The sequence below is a fragment of the Pseudarthrobacter sp. DSP2-3-2b1 genome, from assembly GCF_049895945.1.
In the GTDB taxonomy this organism is placed as follows: Bacteria; Actinomycetota; Actinomycetes; order Actinomycetales; family Micrococcaceae; genus Arthrobacter.
Map to the genome: position 1 here is coordinate 51,541 of NZ_JAFCTI010000014.1, position 17,128 is coordinate 68,668.

The following is a 17,128-nucleotide window of genomic DNA, read 5'->3' on the forward strand; positions in this document are numbered from 1 at the left end:
AGATACCAGTGATCACAGTCCTTGCCGTGCATTTTGCGGTGGCTGCTGTGGCGCCGTTTTTGTTCAGGGCGTGGGGCCGCAACGCTTTCTACGCGCTGGCCGCTGTCCCTGCGGCGTCTTTCCTCTGGCTGTTGCTCCAGCACGGCGCCGTGTATTCCGGGTCAGGTGCAACCGCTGAGGTTTTCCCGTGGATTCCGGGGCTCAAGCTTGAGCTTGCCTTCCGGATGGACGCCCTGGCCTGGGTCATGTCCCTGCTGGTGCTGGGTATCGGTTCGTTGGTGCTGGTTTACTGCGCCCGGTATTTCAAGAAGAAGGACGAAAACCTCGGTGGCTTCGGCGCCCAGCTGCTCGCCTTCGCGGGGGTCATGTTCGGCCTTGTTGTGGCGGACGACCTCCTCCTGCTGTTCATCTTCTGGGAACTCACCACCATCCTGTCCTACCTGCTGATCGGGTTCGCGCGGACCAGGCTGGCCGCGCGCCGCTCGGCCCTCCAGGCGCTGATGGTGACCACTGCGGGCGGGCTCGCTATGCTCGTGGGCCTGGTCATGCTGGGTTTCAGCGCCGGCACATACCGCATCTCGGCCATCCTGGCGCAGGCTCCCACCCTGGTCACTGGACCTTCCGCGGGCATGGTGGCGGCCGCCGTCGTCCTTATCCTGGTGGGTGCCATCAGCAAATCCGCTCTGATTCCCCTGCACTTCTGGCTCCCCGGGGCCATGGCCGCGCCCACACCGGTGAGCGCGTACCTCCACGCAGCAGCAATGGTGAAGGCCGGGATCTACCTCGTGGCGCGGCTGGCGCCGGGCTTCTCAGAGACCGCCTACTGGCAGCCGATCGTGCTGGGACTGGGGCTGGCCACCATGCTGGTGGGCGGCTACCGGGCACTCCGCCAGACGGATATCAAGCTCATCCTCGCGTACGGCACCGTTAGCCAGCTCGGTTTCCTGACCATGGTGGTGGGGCTCGGCACGCCGGACGCCGCGCTGGCCGGACTTGCCATGCTCTTGGCCCATGGGCTCTTCAAAGCCACCCTGTTCCTGGTGGTGGGCATCATCGACCACCAGTCCGGGACGCGGGATGTCCGCAAACTGTCCGGCGTCTTCCGCTCGTCCAGGGCACTGGGCATCGTGGCAGGAATCGGCGCCGCGTCCATGGCCGGCGTGCCGCTGCTCGCGGGTTTCGTGGCCAAGGAATCGGTGCTTGAGGCCTTTGTCCACCATGCGGAGAGCGGCCCGTGGGGCGTAGCAGTGCTCGCTGGCATAGTCCTGGGCTCCATCCTGACGTTCGCCTACAGCGCCCGGTTCATGTGGGGAGCTTTCGCGGCGAAGCCCGGAGTGGAGCCCACGCCGTTCAAGGCGGTACGTCCTTCATTCCTGGCGGCTCCTGCCCTCCTCAGCCTGCTCACCATCGTCTATGGACTGTGGCCGGCACCAGTGGATTCCTGGATCCAGCCCTACGCCGCACTGTTCGCCTCCACCGCGCCCGACGCCGGGACAGCGGCCGAGCAGGCAGGCCACCTCGCGCTGTGGCACGGGTTTAACCCGGCACTGGGGCTGACGGCCCTCACCTTCGCACTCGGCCTGGCGATGTACTTCGGCCGGACGGCGGTGGGCCGGGCACAGGACCTCGTGCCGGGCTGGGTTGATGCTGACAGGGCCTACCAGCTCACCATCGGGGCGCTGGATGACACTGCGGTGTGGATCACCGGGCGGACCCAGCGCGGTTCACTGTACTTCTACTTGGCCGTCATCCTCTCCATGGCGTTTGCGCTTCCGCTGACGGTCATGCTGCTGGCGGGCAAGCCGCTGCCGGAGAACCTGTATTTCATCGACCCGTACTCGCCGCTGCAGGCGGTGGTGGGGGCCGGAATCGTGATCGGTGCCCTGGCCGCTGTCAAGGCAAACAAGCGGTTCTTGGCCGTGCTGATGGTGTCCGTGACGGGCTACGGCATTGCACTGATGTTCGCCCTCCAGGGAGCCCCGGACCTCGCCCTCACCCAGATGCTGGTGGAAACCATCATTCTGGTCGCCTTTGTCCTTGGCATGCGCAGCCTTCCGGCCGAGCTCAGGGACCGGACCGGCGGAAGGTACCGCGTGGTCCGTGTGGTGATCGGCCTGGCATTCGGGGTCACCATGGTCTTCGCGGCCATTTTTGCCATGGGAGCACGGGTGGCCGTGCCTGTTTCACTGGAGTTTCCGCGCCTCGCCTACGAGGGCGGCGGCGGGCTGAACATCGTCAACGTGACCCTGGTGGACATCAGGGCATGGGACACCTTTGGTGAAATCTCGGTCCTGGCGCTGGCCGCCACCGGCGTTGCCAGCCTGATCTTTGTCCGGGGGCGGGGTGACCGGATCAAGATGTCTACCACGGTGGCCGAGGGCAGCGTGGGCCGCCGGGTCGGAGTGGATCCAGGATCCCGGGAGGCTGCAGCGCTGGCCATCAGCCGCAGGTTCGCGGCGTCCGCGCGGGATGCCTGGATTGTGGCGGGACGGACCCTGGCACCCGAACGCCGTTCCATCATCTTTGAGGTGGTGACCCGGCTGATCTTCCACTCCCTGATCATTTTCTCCCTCTACCTCCTGCTGGCCGGGCACAACCTGCCGGGCGGGGGATTCGCGGGCGGCCTGACAGCAGGGCTTGCTTTGGCCATCCGCTATCTGGCAGGGGGCCGCTTTGAACTGCGCGAGGCAACTCCTGTGGGAGCGGGAACCCTGCTGGGGATCGGGCTCGCCACGGCGGCCGCGTCGGGCGTGGTGCCGCTGCTGTTGGGCGGCCAGGTGTTCCAGAGCGCCATCATCGAGCTGTGGCTGCCGGTGTTCGGCGACATCAAGTTCGTCACGTCCACCATCTTCGATATCGGCGTGTACACCGTGGTGATCGGCCTGGTGCTGGACGTCCTGCGGACCCTCGGCGCCGAAATTGACGAGCACTTCGAAGAGGACGCCGCCTCGCCCGAAGGAGAACCGCCCGAAGGAGAACCGTCCGACGACGGACTGCAGGCTGACGCAGAGCCAGCTGCGCAGGGTTCTGACCGGCAAGCGGCGGACGGGCCCGGGACCGTGGACGCCGCCGCCGAAACCACTGCGAAGGGCCAAGGATGAGTGTCAACCTGACCCTGCTGATCGTCATGGGGGCGCTTTACGCGTGCGGCATCTACCTGATCCTGGAACGAAGCCTTACCCGCGTACTGCTGGGGCTGATGCTCCTGGCCAACGCCACCAACCTGCTGATCCTTGCCACCGGCGGCTACGCCGGGCTGGCCCCGCTCTATGACAAGGACACAGCCGCGCAGGACTACGCGGACCCCCTTCCGCAGGCCCTGATCCTCACCTCGATCGTGATCTCCTTCGCTGTGACGGCCTTTATGCTCGGCATCATCTACCGGACCTGGGTACTCGCCCGCCAGGATGAGATCGAATACGACCTCGAAGACCTCCGGGTCGCCGAGACCCCCAGTTTTGATGCCGAGGACGACGCCGAGATTCCGGCCGAGACCTCCGAGTTTCCCTTGACGATGCTGGGCGGCGACGGAAGCTCCCTCTCCGACCATGCCGCGCCCGGAGACGCCCCTGAAGCAGGCGCGACCGTCAAAGCCGGCGCCCGAAAGATACCTGCTGCGGATGCCGCTGCCGAAGAGCAGCCTGGATCACGCAACGTCACCCCTGGCCCTGAAGGAGGTGTGAAGTGAACATCGCAAGCTTTGCCCCGCTCGCCGTCGTGCTTCCCATCCTCGGCGCGGCTTTGGCTTTCCTGCTGATCCGGCATTCCCGTGCCCAGCGCGCCGTGAGTATCGGCGTGTTGTCCCTGACGCTCCTGCTTGAATGCGTGCTGCTGGCTTCTGTCTGGAACGGCGGAACGGCCGCAGTGGAGATCGGCAGCTGGGTGGCACCGTGGGGCATCGTTCTGGTGGTGGACCAGTTTTCCTCCCTCATGCTGGTGGTGTCCTCCGCCGTTAGCCTGGCGGTGCTGGTTTACGCCACCGGGCAGGGCATGGCCGACGGCGACCAGGACGCGCCGGTATCGATCTTCCACCCGACTTTCCTGATCCTGGTGGCAGGAGTCTCCAACGCGTTCCTCTCAGGGGACCTTTTCAACCTGTACGTCGGGTTCGAGATCCTGCTGACGGCAAGCTATGTCCTGATGACGCTGGGCGGGACCGGACCGCGCATCCGCGCCGGCGTCACTTACGTTGTGGTGTCCGTCGTGTCCTCGGTGCTGTTCCTGATCTCCATCGCCATGGTCTACGGCGCTACCGGGACCGTGAATATGGCTGATCTCGCCATCAAGCTCGCGGACCTGGACGAGGGAACCCGGACCCTGCTGCACGTTATGCTCCTGGTGGCGTTCGGCATCAAGGCCGCTGTGTTCCCGCTGTCTTTCTGGCTGCCTGACTCCTACCCCACCGCGCCTGCCCCGGTCACGGCCGTGTTCGCGGGCCTGCTGACCAAGGTTGGCGTGTACGCGATGGTGCGCACCGAAACCCTGCTGTTTCCGGGCGACAGCCTGAACACACCCTTGATGGTGGCGGCGCTGCTGACCATGGTGGTGGGCATCCTGGGTGCCCTGGCCCAAAGCGACATCAAACGTCTGCTCTCGTTCACCCTGGTCAGCCACATCGGCTACATGGTCTTCGGCTTGGCGATGTCCTCCGTGGCCGGGCTGGGCGCCGCCGTGTTCTACGTGGCCCACCACATCACCATCCAGACCAGCCTGTTCCTGGTCACGGGGCTCATTGAACGCCGCGGCGGCAGTTCCTCCGTGGACCGGCTGGCCGGCCTGGCCAAGTTGTCCCCGGTGCTGGCCATCCTGTTCTTTGTGCCCGCCATGAACCTGGCGGGCATCCCGCCGTTCTCCGGGTTCCTGGGCAAGGTGGGGCTGATCCAGGCCGGCATCGAACTGGGCACCCCGCTGGCCTATGCCCTGGTGATCGGCGGTGTGGTGACCAGCCTCCTGACACTCCTGGCGGTGGCCAGGGTCTGGAACCGTGCGTTCTGGCGCAAGCCCACGGACGCCGAGTACCCGGACCCCGTCCTGCTGGCCGCGCCCGAGGATTCGGATACGGGAAGCAGGGCAGGCCGCACGAACGTTACGCTGTTGCCGCGGACCATGCTGGGCCCGACGCTGGGACTGGTGCTGCTGGGCGTGTCACTCACCGTTTTTGCGGGCCCGCTGTTCAACCTCGCGGACAGGGCGGCGCAGGACATGCTGGACCGGACCTCCTACATCCAGGCGGTGCTGGGCGAGGACGCGCCCGTTCCGGACCTGGCGCTGAAGGCCGGAGGCGGAAAATGAGCCGACGCCGGATTTCCCTGCGGCAGGAGCTTCCCCTGCTCGTATGGTTGGTCCTTGTCTGGGGCGCGCTGTGGCAGGACTTCAGCCCGGGAAACCTGCTCTTCGGTGCGCTGCTGGCAGTGCTGGTGGCGCGGATGTTCTACCTGCCTCCCGTGGAACTGAGCGGCCGCTTCAATATCCTCCACGCCGTGCCGTTCGCGTTGCAGTTCCTGGGCAAAGTGGTGGCTGCGAGCCTCGAAGTGATGTACCTGGCCGCTGTACGCGGACCGCAGGTGATCAGCGCGGTCGTGGCCGTCCAGCTACGCAGCCACCAGGACCTCGTGGTCACCGCCACAGGGCACGTGATTTCGCTGATCCCCGGTTCCCTGGTGGTGGAAGTGGACCGTTCCACCTCCACCCTGTACCTCCACGCGCTGAACATCAGCACTCCTGAAGGCGTGGAGAAACTGCGCCAGCAAGTCCGCGCCATCGAGGCAGGCCTGATCCGGATCATGGGCACCGCGGAAGAACTCGAAACCGTCCGGCAGGAGGCCGCAGCATGATGCAGACCGTCCTGACTGTCACCGCAGTCATTCTCTCCCTGGCAGCAGTGGGCGCCATTCTCAGGATTGCCCGCGGACCCTCGCTGCTGGACCGTGTGCTGGCCTCGGACGTCCTGCTCGCCATCCTGGGTGCCGCCCTGTGCATCGACATGGCCGTCAACCGGCACCTGAACAACCTGATGCTGCTGGTGGCGCTTTCAATCGTCGGCTTCATCGGCTCGGTTACTGTGGCGCGCTTCGTGGCCGGCCGGCAGGAGCAGCCCAATGAATCCTGACGCCAGCCTGATGGACAACATCATCGACACCGTCTCCGCCGTGTTCATGGTGGTGGGTGCACTGATGTCGCTGGCCGCAGCCGTGGGCCTGCTCCGCTTTCCGGATCTGCTGAGCCGCATGCACGCAGCCACCAAACCGCAGGTACTGGGCCTGTTCCTGCTGCTGGCGGCCATCGGCCTGCAGATGCGCACCGTGTGGGTGTGGCCGGTGCTCCTGGTGGCGTGGATCTTCCAGCTGCTCACGGTACCGGTCTCCGCGCACATGGTGGGCCGCGCCGGCTACCGCACCAAGCACCTCCACCGTGAGCTGCTCAGCTCCGATGAGCTGGAAGCCGTGGTTCAGAAGGCAGCGAAGTCGGCCCGGGACGAAGCGTCCGACGCCAGCCGTCCGGACTGATTGCCGGACGGCCGGATTGCCGTCGGTGTTATTTGCTAGACGATGTCCTGGGACTTGGCGAAGCGGGTGATGGCGCGCTGGGTGCCACGGTTGGCAAGCACCTGGATGATGGTGCTGACCGAGGCCGAGATGAGCGCGAAGGTCAGGGCGGACCGCAGGGTGGTGGGGGTGTCCTCGTGCTTACCTGTGGGCGGCTTACGGCCCGTGGACTTCTCCCACACGGCGTTGACTACCTTGGTGCCGAGGAATCCGGCGCCGAGGCTGACACCGGTGCCAAGCAGCTTGATGAAAAGGTTCATTCTTGTGACTCCTAGCGGGCGGAAAAGGGACTGACCTTAGCCTAACCGCATCGACGCCAGGATCTCCCGCAGAGCTTCCACCACAAGGTCGTGGTCCGCCTGCTGCGGCAGGCCCGAAACCGTCACCGTGGCCACGGCCCCCACGCCGGCGACGTAAATAGGGAACGAACCGCCGTGAGCCGCATAAACCGATTCGTCGTACCAGCCCTGGTCCTCGATCCGGCCACCATCCAGGCGGCCCCGCAGGCCCACCAGCAGTGAGGGAACTTCATAGCGCGCCGCCGTGCGCTGTTTGGCCCGCACCCAGTGCTCGTTGTCCGGCGTGGCGCCGTCCAGCACCACATGGAACAGGACCTGGTCTGCCTTGGTGATATCGATCGCGATGGGCATGTTCCGGCCCTTGCCCAGCTCCACCAGCAGGAGACCCAGGTTCAGGGAGTCATCCTTGGTGAAGCGGGGGAACTGAAGCTCGGCTATCTCGCCTTCGATCCGCGCTATCAGTGCTTCCAGGGCGGCGCGGGGCTGGTCTTCGCCGGAGTCGGGATCGAATGCTGTAACGGAGGACGGGTCGGAGGTCATGGCCCACAATCTACCCCTCCGGCGGTGTAAACTGGACCACGCCCAACAGGGCAGATTTATTTACGACAGGGGAGCGCCGCCGTCGGACATCACTGGCATAGCCAGGGAACCGTAGGTGGGCGCTGAGAGTGCGGACAGCCGCAGACCCTCGAACCTGATCCGGTTAGTACCGGCGCAAGGGAGTCGAGTTCTCGAAGTGTCCGGCGACGGCGGCAACGCCGCGTGCCGGGATGCACTTTCCCCTCCTGTTCCTCAGGAGGACCAACATGAGCACTGCAGCATTGAACAAAAAGACCAGCAATACCTGGCGCGTCGTAGACATTGTGGTGGCCGCGCTTATCGCGATCGCCGGCGGCGTCATTTTCTGGGCATGGTCGCAGGGCGCGGGCATCGTTTCCGCGCCGATGAACGCCGTTTACCCCCCGCTCACCGGCCTGCTGGCCGGCGGCTGGATGATCCCCGCGGTGCTGGGCATGCTCATCATCCGCAAGCCGGGCGCAGCACTTTTCTGCGAAACCGTAGCGGCCACCGGCGAGCTCATCATGGGCTCCCAGTACGGCGCCACGGTGCTGATCTCCGGAGTCCTCCAGGGCCTGGGCGCCGAGCTGGTGTTCTTCCTGCTGGTGTACGGCAGGTTCAGGTTCGCGCCGTTCCTGCACCAGAAGTACAACCTGATCGTCGCGCTGCTGGCCGGCGCCGGGGCCGGACTGTTCTGCGGCCTGAACGACTCCTTCCTCCCGTGGGGCTGGAACATCGCCTATGAACCCGGTGACAAGCTGGCCTACATCGTGTTCTGCACCATCTCCGGCGCTGTGATTGCCGGTGCGCTGTCCTGGATCGCCACCCGTGGCCTGGCCCGGACCGGCGTGCTTAGCTCCTTTGCGTCACGAAAGGCAGCTTCGGAGCCTGTCTTCAGCTGATGGCCGCTTCCGACGCCGGCACCGCGGCACTGGTGCGCCCCGCCGCGGTGACCGCGCGCGGCTGGGGCTGGCGCCACTCCGGCCGGTCAGCCCCCGCCGTCCAGGGGCTCGATCTCGATATTGCTCCGGGCGATCGGGTGCTCCTGCTGGGCCCTTCCGGCGCAGGCAAATCCACTCTGCTGCACGCCCTCGCCGGGGTGCTGGGGGATGAAGGGGACGACGCCGACGAGACCGGTTCGCTGCTGATCGACGGCGGAGTTCCCCGCGGGCAGCGCGGCCGCTCCGGGCTGATGCAGCAGGACCCGGAAACCCAAGTGGTTCTCTCTCGAGTCGGTGACGACGTCGCTTTCGGCGCCGAAAACCTGGCGGTTCCCCGGGACGAGATCTGGCGGCGCGTGCAGGAAGCGCTCGACGACGTCGGGCTCCGGAGTGCCGCCGGCGGTGTTGGTGCCGCACGGCAGGGTGCCGCACAGCATGGCGCCGCGGCGCTTGGAACCGCACGGCAGGGTGCCGCGGGGCTCCCGCTGGACCACCCGACGTCGGCCCTGTCCGGCGGGCAGAAGCAGCGCCTGGCGCTCGCGGGCATTTTGGCGATGCGGCCCGGGCTGATCCTGCTCGACGAACCGACGGCCAACCTTGATCCCGCAGGGGTGCTCGAAGTCCGTGACGCGGTGGGCCGCTGCCTGGACAAGACCGGCGCAACGCTGGTGGTGGTGGAACACCGGGTGTCCGTGTGGAAGGACCTGGTGGACCGGATTGTGGTGCTGCAGCCCGGCTCGGCCAACGGTTCGGCGGTCCTGCTGGACGGCCCGCCGGACCAGGTGCTCGCCGAGGCGCGGGAGATGCTGATCGGGGCCGGTGTCTGGGTGCCGGGATACCTCCCGCCCACCCGGACCCGCACCTCCGCCGGCTCCGGGAACCTGCTGCTCGCCGCCGAAAACCTGGCAGTCTCACGCGAGCGTCCGCGCCGCCGGGGCTTCAGGACCATCCCGCCGGTGCCGGTACAGGAGGGCGTGACCGCACAGGTACGGGCAGGCCAAGCACTGACGGTGACGGGGCCCAACGGCGCCGGAAAATCCACTTTCGCCCTGACCCTCGCCGGCCTGCTCGCACCGGTCCGCGGCAAGGTTTCCGCCGCCGTCGATCTCAGCCAGGGAGCCGGGATCGACCCCTTCAAGTGGAAGGCAAACCAACTGATTTCCCGCATCGGAACGGTCTTCCAGGAGCCCGAACACCAGTTCGTCACCGGCAATGTGCTGGATGAGCTGATGTTCGGCCCGCGGCATCTGGGTCACGGGGAGGAACGGGTGGATGACCTGCTGGAAAGGCTTCGCCTGACGCATCTGGTGGAAGCCAACCCGTATACGCTCTCCGGCGGCGAAAAGCGGCGGCTTTCTGTGGCTACGGTCCTGGCAGCCCACCCCAAGGTGCTGGTCCTTGACGAGCCGACCTTCGGCCAGGATGCCAACACCTGGGCGGAACTTGCGTCTTTCCTCTCTGAACTGCTCGATGCCGGAACCGCGGTGGTCTCGGTGACGCACGATCAGGAGTTCAGCGCTGTCCTGGGCGGCACGGAACTGCACCTTGGCCCGGCCTCCCTCGGCGGGGCGCGCCTAAACGCCGGTGCCTCATGAGGGCAGAACTGAACCTGCGCGGCAACCATGCCGTCCTCACCCGGGCCAACCCGCTGGTGAAGTTCGCGGCAGTCTTCCTGATCACCCTGGTGCTGGCCCTTTCCATCGACTGGGTCTCGGCTACAACGGCGCTGGTGGCCGAGTTGGCGCTTTTTCCCCTTGCAGGGCTGACTCTCCGCCTGTTGTGGCAGCGGGGCTGGCCGCTCATCCTCGCGGCAGCCCTGGGCGGCTGGAGCACCGCGATTGTGGCGGCGGACAGCGGCGCTGTACTGCTCGACGTCGGCATCTGGTCCATCAGCGAAGGTTCGCTGCAGCTGGGGGTTGGCTTTATGCTCCGCGGGCTGGCGATCGCGTTGCCGGCCATCCTGCTGATGAGCTGCACTGACCCGACCGACCTCGCCGACGCGCTTGCCCAGAAGGCAAAACTGCCGCACCGCTTTGTGCTCGGCACCCTGGCGGCCATGCGGCTGGTGGGGCTCATGGCTGAAGAATGGCAGACCATCGGGATGGCGCGGCGGGCCCGGGGCGTGGGCTCGCACGGCAGTCCCCTCCAGCGGATGCGGGCAACGCTGGGCCAGAGTTTCGGGCTGCTGGTGCAGGCCATCCGCCGGGCTTCCCGGCTGGCCGTCACCATGGAAGCCCGCGGTTTTGGGAGCGCGCAAAGGACCTGGGCCCGTGAATCCACCTACTCGGTCATGGACGTCTGGGTTGTGCTGGGCGGGGTGCTGATCGCGGCTGCCGCCGTAGTCTCAGCCGTCAGCGCGGGGACCTGGAACTTCGTCTGGCGCTGACCGCGCGGGTAGCTGACTGCACCAGCAGCTAATCGCACGAGTAGTCGTAATCGAAGCCGTGTGACACGAACTGGGTCAGCGCTACGTCACCGCCGGCCGTCAAAGGGGCATCCGAGCACTTGGCTTCCGCCCCTGATGCAGTGCGGGCGCCTGCCAGCCAGCTGGGCAGGCCGTAGAGGTTGCTGGACTCCTCGACGATCCCCACGATCAGCCTCCACTGGTAACTGGAGGAGTAGATTCCGACGCCGGCCCCGATGCCTTGGTAGAACGCTGTCATGCCTTCGAGGACTGCCCGGTTGGCGTTCCGGTCTGTAGACCAGCTGTTGTCCGTTTCCACATCAAGCCACCAGAGGTACTCCTCCGGACTCTCGATGCCACGGGTGTGGGCGTTGTCGTAGGCCTTGGCGTAGCCGTACATGTACGCGCAGGCTGCACCAACATCCTTCGTTTTGCATGTTCCGTAGGGGTTGGCGACAGCCTGGCCGGCCGGGTATTCGTTGCTGGTGGGCCACCAGGAACCTGCGAGGCCCGGGTTGGCGGTGTTGACGTAGAGGGCAACCGATGGCTGGCTGGTCGGATTCACGCTGATTGCCTCGGCCCAGCGGAGCTGTTCGGCGAGGCAGGGATTGGTGGTGTTCGCGAGGCCGTTGTTCACGCCCACGATGCCGAAGGCCGGAGCATCCGGGAAGTCTTCGCCGCATTGGGGCCAGGAGATGTCGTTGCCCAGAGCCTGCTCGGCGCCGTCGCCGGGGGACGGGGCGGCGCTTGCCGCCGGAGCCATCGCCAGGCCCAGAGCAGTCATCAGCAGGCAGAAAGTGGCGAGCAAAGCGAGGCGGAAGCCAACGGCAATGTGTCCCCGCAGCGAGTACCCGTGCCTCGGGTTTTCGTGCATCGCTGACCTCCACTGTTGCCGGCGGCAGAAAGTCTGTCCGGATGGTGGGGCTGACTGCGCCCCGAAACACGGTGACTGCGAAGCCGGTGTTTTCAGTCTCCCCCGCCCGTCAAGCCGGGTCAAGGAGCCAGAGGTAAGCGCACTGATATCGCATGAGACGGATATTATGTGATGATTCTCGCCAAAAATGGGCTTTCAGCGTCCTGAATAACTCATCCGTGATATTTTCGAGCCATGACTCAGGAAGCTGCCGAACACATTGCCGCCACCCTCCGGGACGCCCGCACAGAGAAGGGCTGGACCCAGGGGCAGCTCGCAGCCGCCATGGGGACCAGCCAAAGCGCCGTTGCGCGGATGGAGCAGGGCAAGCAAAATCTCAGCCTCAAGATGATCCAGCGGCTGGAAACCATTTTTGGGCGCAGCCTGGTCAACGTGGGCAGGCCCCAGATGACGCACCTGCGGATCGAGGGCGGACGGACGCTGTCCGGAGCCGTGGACGTCAACAGCAGCAAGAACGCCGGGGTGGCGCTCCTGTGCGCCAGCCTGATCAACCGCGGCACCACCGTGCTGCGCCGCCTCGCCCGGATCGAAGAGGTTAACCGGATCGTCGAAGTGCTGACCAGCATCGGCGTCGAGTGCACGTGGCTCAATGACACCGATCTCCAGCTGCGCCGGCCGGCGGAACTCAACCTGGATGGCATGGATGTGGACGCTGCGCGCCGCACCCGCAGTGTGCTGATGCTCCTCGGTCCGCTGCTGGATGAGTCCGTTGAATACCGCCTGCCGTATGCCGGCGGCTGTGACCTCGGCACCCGCTCGGTGGAACCGCACATGCAGGCGCTGCGCCAGTTCGGGTTGTCGGTTGAGGCCACTGCCGGCTTCTACAGCGTGCAGGCTCCAAAACCGGACACGCAGGACCGCTCTTTTGTCCTCTCCGAACGGGGCGATACCGTCACGGAGAACGCCATCATGGCAGCAGCGCACCGTGCGGGCACCACGGTCATCCGCAACGCCAGCCCCAACTACATGGTCCAGGACCTTTGCTTCTACCTCGAGATGCTGGGTGTGAAAATCGACGGCGTGGGCACCACCACCCTGAAGATCACCGGGAAGCCGTTCATCGACGTCGACATCGAGTATTTCCCGTCCGAGGACCCCATTGAGGCCATGAGCCTCATCACCGCCGGCATCGTCACTAACTCCGAGGTGACCATCCGGCGGGTTCCCATAGAGTTCATGGAGATCGAGCTGGCCACCCTGGAGCAGATGGGCCAGCAGCTGGAGGTTTCCGGGGAGTACATGGCGCGGAACGGCCGTACCAGGCTGGTGGATGTGACCACGAAGCCCTCCGAGCTGCGCGCACCCGAAGACAAGATCCACCCCATGCCGTTCCCTGGCCTGAACATCGACAACCTTCCGTTCTTTGCTGTCATTGCTGCGAACGCGCATGGCCAGACCATGATCCACGACTGGGTCTATGAGAACCGCGCCATCTACCTGACGGAACTGAACAAGCTGGGCGCCCAGGTGCAGCTGCTGGACCCGCACCGGATCTACGTCAACGGCCCCACAAAGTGGCGTGCCGCCGAGGTGGGCTGCCCGCCGGCCCTCCGCCCGGCCGCCTGCCTGCTGCTGGCCATGCTTGCCGCCCGCGGCGTGTCCGAGCTGCGCAACATCTATGTGATCGAGCGCGGCTACGAGGATCTGGCCGAGCGGCTCAACGCCATCGGCGCCAAGGTGGAGTACTTCCAGGATTAGCGGTGCGTCATGATGGGCCGTAACTCGGCGAACCGGGCGGCGGTTGAAGCACAATATAAGCATGCGAACATTCGGCGTCGAGGAAGAACTCCTGATCGTTGATCCGGAGACGGGGGAGCCGCTTGCCCTAGCGGATGCCCTGCTTTCGGGCCGCCGGCTTGCCGCTGATGATGCTCCGGAGGATCCGCGCGTCCTGGGGACGAAGGACAAAACCGCTTACGACGACGACGAAATGGGCTTGAGTGCCGAGCTGAAGCTTGAGCAGATCGAGACCCAGACCCGTCCGTGCCTGGAGTACGCCGAGCTGTTGCCGCAGATCCGGGCCGGCCGGCTCCTGGCGGACGAGGCCGCGCGGAAACATGGCGCGCGGGTGGCTGCGCTGGCCACGTCCCCGCTGGCGTCCACCAGCCACACCACCCCGGACGCCCGGTACGCCCGCATGCTGGAGCGTTTTGGCCTGACGGCGCAGGAGCAGCTGACCTGCGGCTTCCACGTGCACACCTTCATCGAGTCACCTGAGGAGGGCGTGGCCGTCCTGGACCGGATACGGGACAAGCTGGCGGTCCTCACCGCCCTGAGTGCCAACTCGCCGTTCTGGAACGGGGTGCCAACAGGGTTCGAAAGCTACCGCACCCAGGCCTGGAACCGGTGGCCCACCTCCGGGCCCGCCACCATTTACGGCACCTATTCCGCCTACCGGCGCGTGGTGACGCGCCTGCTGGACAGCGGGGTGATGCTGGATGAAGGCATGCTCTACTTCGATGCCCGCCTGTCCCGGAACCACCCCACCGTGGAGGTCCGGGTGGCTGATGTCTGCCTCCGTGCGGAGGACGCCGCCCTGATTGCGGTTCTGGTGCGGGCCCTGGTGGAATCCGCCAGCCGGGACTGGCGCGAGGGCGTTGATCCCGCGCCGGTGCCCACAGTGCTGCTGCGGATGGCGGCCTGGCAGGCGAGCAGCAGCGGGCTGAGTGGCGAACTGCTGGACTTCGGCACCTTCCGGCCCGCGCCCGCCGTGGAGGTGGTGCGCTCGCTGGTGGACTATCTGGCGCCCGTGCTCGAGGAACAGGGTGAGCTTGCCCTGGCCCGGCAGGGCGTCGAGGACATTATTGCCCGCGGCACCGGCTCGTCTGAACAGCGCCGGGTGCGGGACTCCGCCCGGGAAAACTCAGACCCCGACGACGGCGGGATGGGCGCCGTCGTGGCGCACGCCGTCGGCGTCACGATGCGCGGCACCTCCGGCCTGCCTGAGGTGGACGACGCCCCGGAACTGCTCAGGGTCCGTCAGTCCTGATCTCCAGCTACGGGCTCTCCTGTGCGGCGTTCTCCTTCGCGGCGTTCTCGTGTGGTGCAGGTGCCGCGGGGGACACTTCTTCGTAGCGCATCAGCTGCGCTCCGATGGCCCCTTCCACGAGGTAGAAAACAAATGGCGGGATGTCCTTCGTCCCGGCCAGGATGGCGCCGAAAAGGGGCGCGCTTGAGGCCGCGGTCAGGCCGCTCCAAGGCTTGAGCGGCGAGAGCAGCAGCCCCGCACCCAAGGCAGCGAGGGCCCCCACATGGAGTCCGGAGTAGGTGAGGAAGGGCCAGCTTGCGCCGCGCCGGTAAGCGAACTTTTCGAGGTCCGCGGCGCGGTCCGCCAAGGCCACGACAAACAAGGGGGCGCCGGCAACAAGTGCGGCCGCCGCGCCCGTGGCAAGGGTTTTCGTGGGGCCGGACCGGACGGCCTGGGCAAACCGGACGAACCCGACCGGCACGGCCATGGTGCCCGCGGCTGCAAGGAACTGGCCCAGTATCCAGGGCCCCCGGCTGTCCTGGAGCATCGCCAGCCTGGCTGCCGGGTCCCTGGTGGCGTGCACCATCCCCACGAAGGAAACTCCGATTCCCCAGCAGGTGCTTGCCGCAACGATGACTGCTCCGGCCTTGCGGTAGGGCCTGATGCCTTGGGGCGATTCTTTTCCGGTCATTGGTGGCTCCCGGGTCCGGCGGATGCGGTGGCCCAGCGGCATCGCGGTTGGTGAGCACGAAGCTACGCCGCACCGGCCCCTCGGTCAACAGGGCGGTCAACAGGGCGGTCAACAGGTCTGTCAAGAGGCCGGGTTAACAGGCCTGGTCACCAGCAGGGGATGAACCGCAGGGGCTCAGGCTCCCAGCGCAAGGCGGACTCCCAGCGCCAGCATGACAACAGCCACGAAGCCGTCCAGGATGCGCCACGAGGATGGCCGCGCGAAGAACGGACGCAGGGCCCGGGCTCCGAAACCCAGGGCACAGAACCACCCGAGGCTGGCCGCCATTGCCCCGCCGCCGAACCACCACCGCAACTCCTCAACTTGCTGGTTGGCCACGGAACCGAGCAGCAGCACGGTGTCCAGATAGACATGCGGGTTAAGCCACGTCAGGGCCAGCACAGTGGCGATGGCCGCCCGGGATCGTAGGGCGGGCTCCTTGCCGGAGGCCGTGAGCGCCCCCGGGCGGATTGCCCGCCGGGCCGCCAGCACGCCGTACCCCACGAGGAACGCCGCCCCGGCATAGCGCGCCACGTTCACCACCACAGGACTCGTCTCCATCAACGCCCCGACGCCGGCAATCCCCGCGGCGATAAGCACCGCATCGGAGACACTGCAGACGAGCACGACGGCGGCGACGTGCTCACCGCGGATGCCCTGCCGCAGCACGAAGGCGTTCTGGCTGCCGATCGCCACGATAAGGGCCAGGCCGGTGCCGAAGCCGAGGGCGACAGCGGACGCGAGGGCAGTGAGTTCCATGGTTTCCAACGTACGGCCGGGGCTACAATTACGCCAGCTAATGATTCTTAGCTCTATTAAGGAAGTCTAATGAAGACCTTTCAGTTGGAGCAGCTCCGGACCTTTGCCGCCGTGGTGGAGGGCGGCACCCTGGAAGCCGCCGCCCGCACCCTGTACGTCACGCCGTCGGCCATCTCCCAGCGGCTCAAAGCGATGGAGGATGCTGCCGGGCAGATCCTGCTGCAGCGGACCAACCCGGCCCGCCCCACGCCGGCCGGCGAGGCGGTCCTGCGGTTCGCCCGGCAGGTCAGGCAACTGGAGTGGGATGCCCGGCAGGAACTCGGGGACCGCGACGGAGAACAGAGCAGGCCCATCCCGCTTGTGGTGAACGCGGATTCTCTTTCCACATGGTTTTTACCTGCACTGGCAAGCCTGCCTCCGGGCCTCGGCGCCTCCTTTGAGCTCCACCGGGAGGACGAACAGCATTCCACGCAACTCCTGCGGACCGGCATGGTGATGGCCGCGGTCACCGCCACCCCGGAAGCGGTCCAAGGCTGCAGCGTGGAAGCGCTGGGCGCCCTGCGGTACAGGGCTGTGGCCAGTCCCGGTTACATCAGCCATTGGTGGCCGGCCGGCCCGGAACTCGCGGCAGGCAGCCGGGTGCCGGTGGTGGACTTCGACCGCAAGGACCACCTGCAGGATGAATTCTTCACGGCGGTAACTGGCGCGGTCCTGGCTGCACCGCGGCATTATGTTCCGTCCTCGGCCGAGTTCGCCCAGGCCATCCGGCTGGGCCTGGGCTGGGGGCTGTTGCCGGAGCAGCAGTGCCTGGCAGACCTTCGGAGCGGGGACCTCATGGAGTTGGCCCCGGAGCATCCTCTTGACGTTTCCTTGTACTGGCAGCGCTGGAAGATCGATTCACTCCTGCTGAACCAGTTGTCCGCGGCGGTCCGTGAGACGGCGGCCAAACACCTCCGCTGATGCGGCCATACTATTGACCAACGGCGCGTC

17 protein-coding genes and 1 riboswitch are annotated in these 17,128 nt (G+C 66.4%); of the genes, 12 read left to right on the plus strand and 5 right to left on the minus strand.

Annotation, left to right across the window (positions count from 1 at the left end):
• Nucleotides 1-8: 8 nt before the first annotated feature.
• The 6 genes from ACP7AX_RS16040 to mnhG are packed head-to-tail and all read left to right on the plus strand — an operon-like array spanning nucleotide 9 to nucleotide 6,506.
• Nucleotides 9-3,101 carry a Na+/H+ antiporter subunit A gene (locus ACP7AX_RS16040; protein WP_426227776.1) on the plus strand — a complete coding sequence of 1,031 codons (3,093 nt, stop codon included), beginning with the start codon at nucleotides 9-11 and terminating at the stop codon, nucleotides 3,099-3,101.
• Complete coding sequence (locus ACP7AX_RS16045; RefSeq protein WP_131683266.1) at nucleotides 3,098-3,688, plus strand: Na(+)/H(+) antiporter subunit C; 591 nt, start codon at nucleotides 3,098-3,100, stop codon at nucleotides 3,686-3,688. Before ACP7AX_RS16040 ends, ACP7AX_RS16045 begins: the two co-directional genes overlap by 4 nt.
• The gene (locus tag ACP7AX_RS16050; RefSeq protein WP_426227778.1) at nucleotides 3,685-5,292 is read left to right on the plus strand and encodes a Na+/H+ antiporter subunit D; all 1,608 of its coding nucleotides are present in this window, start codon (nucleotides 3,685-3,687) and stop codon (nucleotides 5,290-5,292) included. The genes ACP7AX_RS16045 and ACP7AX_RS16050 overlap by 4 nt, the downstream gene beginning before the upstream one ends.
• Entirely contained in the window at nucleotides 5,289-5,834 is a 546-nt protein-coding gene (locus tag ACP7AX_RS16055) for a Na+/H+ antiporter subunit E (RefSeq protein WP_426227780.1), read from the plus strand. The genes ACP7AX_RS16050 and ACP7AX_RS16055 overlap by 4 nt, the downstream gene beginning before the upstream one ends.
• Entirely contained in the window at nucleotides 5,831-6,109 is a 279-nt protein-coding gene (locus ACP7AX_RS16060; protein ID WP_131683263.1) for a monovalent cation/H+ antiporter complex subunit F, read from the plus strand. Before ACP7AX_RS16055 ends, ACP7AX_RS16060 begins: the two co-directional genes overlap by 4 nt.
• Entirely contained in the window at nucleotides 6,099-6,506 is a 408-nt protein-coding gene (gene mnhG, locus ACP7AX_RS16065) for a monovalent cation/H(+) antiporter subunit G (RefSeq protein ID WP_131683262.1), read from the plus strand. The genes ACP7AX_RS16060 and mnhG overlap by 11 nt, the downstream gene beginning before the upstream one ends.
• A 35-nt stretch (nucleotides 6,507-6,541) precedes the next feature.
• On the opposite strand, the gene ACP7AX_RS16070 is transcribed toward mnhG, so the two are convergent.
• The gene (locus tag ACP7AX_RS16070) at nucleotides 6,542-6,805 is read right to left on the minus strand and encodes a DUF4235 domain-containing protein (RefSeq protein WP_108598066.1); all 264 of its coding nucleotides are present in this window, start codon (nucleotides 6,803-6,805) and stop codon (nucleotides 6,542-6,544) included.
• Between the two features lie 36 nt (nucleotides 6,806-6,841).
• Nucleotides 6,842-7,384, minus strand: coding sequence for a heme-degrading domain-containing protein (locus ACP7AX_RS16075; protein ID WP_131683261.1), 543 nt, complete (start codon nucleotides 7,382-7,384; stop codon nucleotides 6,842-6,844).
• 57 nt (nucleotides 7,385-7,441) lie between these two features.
• A riboswitch (TPP riboswitch) is annotated at nucleotides 7,442-7,583 on the plus strand.
• 67 nt (nucleotides 7,584-7,650) lie between these two features.
• Between ACP7AX_RS16075 and ACP7AX_RS16080 the strand changes: the two genes are divergently transcribed.
• The 3 genes from ACP7AX_RS16080 to ACP7AX_RS16090 are packed head-to-tail and all read left to right on the plus strand — an operon-like array spanning nucleotide 7,651 to nucleotide 10,729.
• Complete coding sequence (locus ACP7AX_RS16080; RefSeq protein ID WP_426227783.1) at nucleotides 7,651-8,304, plus strand: ECF transporter S component; 654 nt, start codon at nucleotides 7,651-7,653, stop codon at nucleotides 8,302-8,304.
• Complete coding sequence (locus ACP7AX_RS16085; protein ID WP_426227785.1) at nucleotides 8,304-9,938, plus strand: ABC transporter ATP-binding protein; 1,635 nt, start codon at nucleotides 8,304-8,306, stop codon at nucleotides 9,936-9,938. Before ACP7AX_RS16080 ends, ACP7AX_RS16085 begins: the two co-directional genes overlap by 1 nt.
• Nucleotides 9,935-10,729 carry an energy-coupling factor transporter transmembrane component T family protein gene (locus ACP7AX_RS16090; protein ID WP_426227787.1) on the plus strand — a complete coding sequence of 265 codons (795 nt, stop codon included), beginning with the start codon at nucleotides 9,935-9,937 and terminating at the stop codon, nucleotides 10,727-10,729. Before ACP7AX_RS16085 ends, ACP7AX_RS16090 begins: the two co-directional genes overlap by 4 nt.
• A gap of 28 nt (nucleotides 10,730-10,757) precedes the next feature.
• On the opposite strand, the gene ACP7AX_RS16095 is transcribed toward ACP7AX_RS16090, so the two are convergent.
• Complete coding sequence (locus tag ACP7AX_RS16095) at nucleotides 10,758-11,621, minus strand: hypothetical protein (RefSeq protein ID WP_426227789.1); 864 nt, start codon at nucleotides 11,619-11,621, stop codon at nucleotides 10,758-10,760.
• Between the two features lie 234 nt (nucleotides 11,622-11,855).
• Between ACP7AX_RS16095 and ACP7AX_RS16100 the strand changes: the two genes are divergently transcribed.
• Together ACP7AX_RS16100 and ACP7AX_RS16105 are read left to right on the plus strand one after the other, a co-directional pair.
• Complete coding sequence (locus ACP7AX_RS16100) at nucleotides 11,856-13,379, plus strand: UDP-N-acetylglucosamine 1-carboxyvinyltransferase (RefSeq protein WP_131683257.1); 1,524 nt, start codon at nucleotides 11,856-11,858, stop codon at nucleotides 13,377-13,379.
• Nucleotides 13,380-13,440: 61 nt separating this feature from the next.
• Nucleotides 13,441-14,670, plus strand: coding sequence for a glutamate--cysteine ligase 2 (locus tag ACP7AX_RS16105; RefSeq protein ID WP_426227791.1), 1,230 nt, complete (start codon nucleotides 13,441-13,443; stop codon nucleotides 14,668-14,670).
• Nucleotides 14,671-14,677: 7 nt separating this feature from the next.
• Here ACP7AX_RS16105 and ACP7AX_RS16110 read toward each other — a convergent pair whose 3' ends face one another.
• Complete coding sequence (locus ACP7AX_RS16110; protein WP_426227793.1) at nucleotides 14,678-15,340, minus strand: hypothetical protein; 663 nt, start codon at nucleotides 15,338-15,340, stop codon at nucleotides 14,678-14,680.
• A 174-nt stretch (nucleotides 15,341-15,514) separates the two neighbouring features.
• Nucleotides 15,515-16,138 carry a LysE family transporter gene (locus tag ACP7AX_RS16115; protein ID WP_131683255.1) on the minus strand — a complete coding sequence of 208 codons (624 nt, stop codon included), beginning with the start codon at nucleotides 16,136-16,138 and terminating at the stop codon, nucleotides 15,515-15,517.
• 69 nt (nucleotides 16,139-16,207) lie between these two features.
• On the opposite strand from ACP7AX_RS16115, the gene ACP7AX_RS16120 reads away from it, so the two are divergent.
• Nucleotides 16,208-17,098, plus strand: coding sequence for a LysR family transcriptional regulator ArgP (locus ACP7AX_RS16120; RefSeq protein ID WP_426227796.1), 891 nt, complete (start codon nucleotides 16,208-16,210; stop codon nucleotides 17,096-17,098).
• The last annotated feature ends 30 nt before the right edge of the window (nucleotides 17,099-17,128 follow it).